Raw genomic sequence first — 2,397 nt, forward strand, 5'->3', positions numbered from 1 at the left:
CTGAAACCTGCTGCGTTCTTCATGTCACCAACGCTACGACCCGCCACCGACAGTTTTCGAATGTCTGGACGGGTAAGCATTACGAAACGATAACGAACCACCAGCCGTGTCGGCACGGGTTACCTTGTCGCTGGTCAAGGAGCGCTACACCAAATGCCAGAGCCCTGGCTTCCGTGAGGCGGCTTTAATAATTCGTGAGGAACGAGCGAATTTTCGTTGCCGCCGGCGGAAGCCACCCGAAGGCACCCGAAGGCACCCGGCGACAACCACCTGGACGTAGCCACCCAGGACCAACTCGGCATCCGGGTATACTAGGTTCGACGGCGATGGATCCCGCCGGAGTCCGATTTTGGAGCTCGAACCGCCGAGTGGCTGATGGTTCCTGCCTTGCAACCAGAGGTAGGTGAATTATGCCCGGTACCGGTCCCATCATCGCCGGCGTTTTCCCTGGGCAACCCGTCGTCGTCCGCCGGGCCGCCGAACTTGCAGCATCCCTTGGCGTCAAACTGGTCTGCGCTTACGTGGACATCTCGTCCTACTCAGCATCGGATTCAAACGAACCTGCGGAGTTGCGATTAATCGATCCCGACGGCGTATACGACGACGACGAGGTAACCGATGGTATGAAGCAGAACCTCAGCCGGACGCTGGCAATATACGGAATCGAGTGGTCATTCCAGATTGTGTCCGGCGAACCGGCCCGGGCATTGGGCCGGCTGGGCGAACATATCGATGCCTCCATGATCGTCGTGGGCACGAGGGAGCACGGATTCACCCATCGGCTGGAGGAACTCGTGGTTGGATCGGTGGCCGTCCATCTGACCCATCACCAACATCGCCCTGTACTTGTCGTGCCGCTGAACCCGCAACCCTCTGAAGGTCGGCGCTGATGAAGCAGCAACCTTCACGTTCCGCTTCTGTAAGGGCATCCGATGCAGAGACCAAAACCGATCCGTATCCCGACACCCTGGGCGCTGCCCGACGGCGTCAGCAGCGGAACGGGCCGCTGCACCTGAGGTTCTCCTACATTCTGCTTGTCATCGCTGGCGGTTCCTTGGGCACCCTCGCCCGGTACGGCGTCGACCTGGCCATGCCTTCACCCGGCGGTTGGCCGCTTCCGACGCTGACCGTCAATGTTGTTGGCGCGTTCACGCTCGGCCTGCTGCTCGAGGCCCTCGTTCGCCGCGGCAGCGATACCGGCCGACGGCGGACCCTGCGACTGGTTGCCGGGACCGGTTTCCTGGGAGCGTTCACCACCTACAGCGCGCTGACCCTCGAAGCGGTGCAGTTATTCCTCGATGGCCAGACCGGAGTGGCGGGACTTTACCTTGCCGTAAGCCTCGCCGGCGGCGTCCTGGCCAGTTGGGCCGGAATCTGGCTGGGACACGCGCACCACAGGAAGGGCACGCCGTGATCATTGTATTCATGGCGCTGGCCGGTGGCCTTGGAGCCGGCGCACGGTTCGTCGTCGACGGCGTCGTCCGCTCCAGGTTCCGCACCGCGCTGCCTTTGGGCACCATACTGATTAACGTCAGCGGCTCACTCCTGCTGGGCTTGCTCGCCGGGCTGGCGGTGTCCTCAACCGTCCCGGCCGGGCTTGAGACAGTCGTCGGCGTCGGTTTTCTGGGTGGCTACACCACCTTCAGCACCGCCAATGTCGAAACCGTTCGCCTAATCCAAAACCACCGCCCCGTGCTGGCTTTGATCAACACTCTCGGAACGATGCTTGTCACGGTGCCGGCAGCCGCAGCCGGACTCTGGCTCGCTCAGCTGGCGTAGGGCAGGTCGCTGTTCAGGAAACGAAGCAGAGCGTCGTTGATTTCCGGTGCATGCGTCCAAAGCATCCCATGCGGTGCGCCCTCGATTTCGACGTACTTCGCGATCGGCAACGCCTTGGCGAACTCCCGTCCGGTTGAATCGATGGGCAGGATGTTGTCGGCCGTTCCGTGCACAATCATTGCAGGAATATCGATCCTCGCGACGTCTTCCCGGAAGTCGGTGAGCCAGGTTGCCTGCGCCGCCACCATGGCATGGGCGCTGGCGCCGGCAGCAACCGTCCAGTGCGCCCGCAGCGCTTCCTCGCTGAGCCGGTTGCCGAGGAACTCATCGGTATTGAAGAAGTTCATGAAAAAATCCGTGAGGAAAGCGTAGCGGTCTGCTGTCACGGCAACGTGCAGCCCATCAAAAACCTCCTGCGGGACGCCGGCCGGATTGTTTTCGGTCTGCAGCAGGAACGGCTCGAGAGATCCGAGGAAGACGGCCTTGTCCACCCGTTTCGAACCGTAGGTGCCCAGATACCTGCCCACTTCACCGGTTCCCATCGAGAATCCGACGAGGACGACGTCGTCCAGTTCCAATGTCTCCAGGAGGATGTTCAGGTCGCTGGCGAAGGTGTCG

4 protein-coding genes and 1 riboswitch are annotated in these 2,397 nt (G+C 61.8%); of the genes, 3 read left to right on the plus strand and 1 reads right to left on the minus strand.

Annotation, left to right across the window (positions count from 1 at the left end):
• Positions 1-313: 313 nt before the first annotated feature.
• Positions 314-392, plus strand: a riboswitch (Fluoride riboswitch).
• A gap of 18 nt (positions 393-410) precedes the next feature.
• Genes Y707_RS0111220 through Y707_RS0111230 form a run of 3 tightly spaced genes read left to right on the plus strand, consistent with a single transcriptional unit; the run spans position 411 to position 1,779 of the window.
• Positions 411-890, plus strand: a complete 480-nt coding sequence (locus Y707_RS0111220) for a universal stress protein (RefSeq protein WP_035781334.1) — start codon at positions 411-413, stop codon at positions 888-890.
• A complete protein-coding gene (locus Y707_RS0111225) occupies positions 890-1,414 on the plus strand; it encodes a fluoride efflux transporter FluC (RefSeq protein ID WP_155852904.1) in 525 nt (174 codons plus the stop codon). Before Y707_RS0111220 ends, Y707_RS0111225 begins: the two co-directional genes overlap by 1 nt.
• A complete protein-coding gene (locus tag Y707_RS0111230) occupies positions 1,411-1,779 on the plus strand; it encodes a fluoride efflux transporter FluC (RefSeq protein ID WP_026535164.1) in 369 nt (122 codons plus the stop codon). The genes Y707_RS0111225 and Y707_RS0111230 overlap by 4 nt, the downstream gene beginning before the upstream one ends.
• Here the strand turns inward: Y707_RS0111230 and Y707_RS25260 are convergent.
• On the minus strand, positions 1,767-2,397 hold a 631-nt coding region (locus tag Y707_RS25260), incomplete at its 5' end, for an alpha/beta fold hydrolase (RefSeq protein ID WP_035781335.1). The genes Y707_RS0111230 and Y707_RS25260 overlap by 13 nt on opposite strands.

Origin of the sequence: Arthrobacter sp. H14 (assembly GCF_000520495.1) — a bacterium.
Lineage (GTDB): Bacteria > Actinomycetota > Actinomycetes > Actinomycetales > Micrococcaceae > Arthrobacter_C.

Bases quoted from the DNA above. Each gene is read 5' to 3' on its own strand.
- Y707_RS0111225 (WP_155852904.1), top strand. From the start codon at position 890: ATGAAGCAGCAACCTTCACGTTCCGCTTCTGTAAGGGCATCCGATGCA.
- Y707_RS0111220 (WP_035781334.1), top strand. From the start codon at position 411: ATGCCCGGTACCGGTCCCATCATCGCCGGCGTTTTCCCTGGGCAACCC.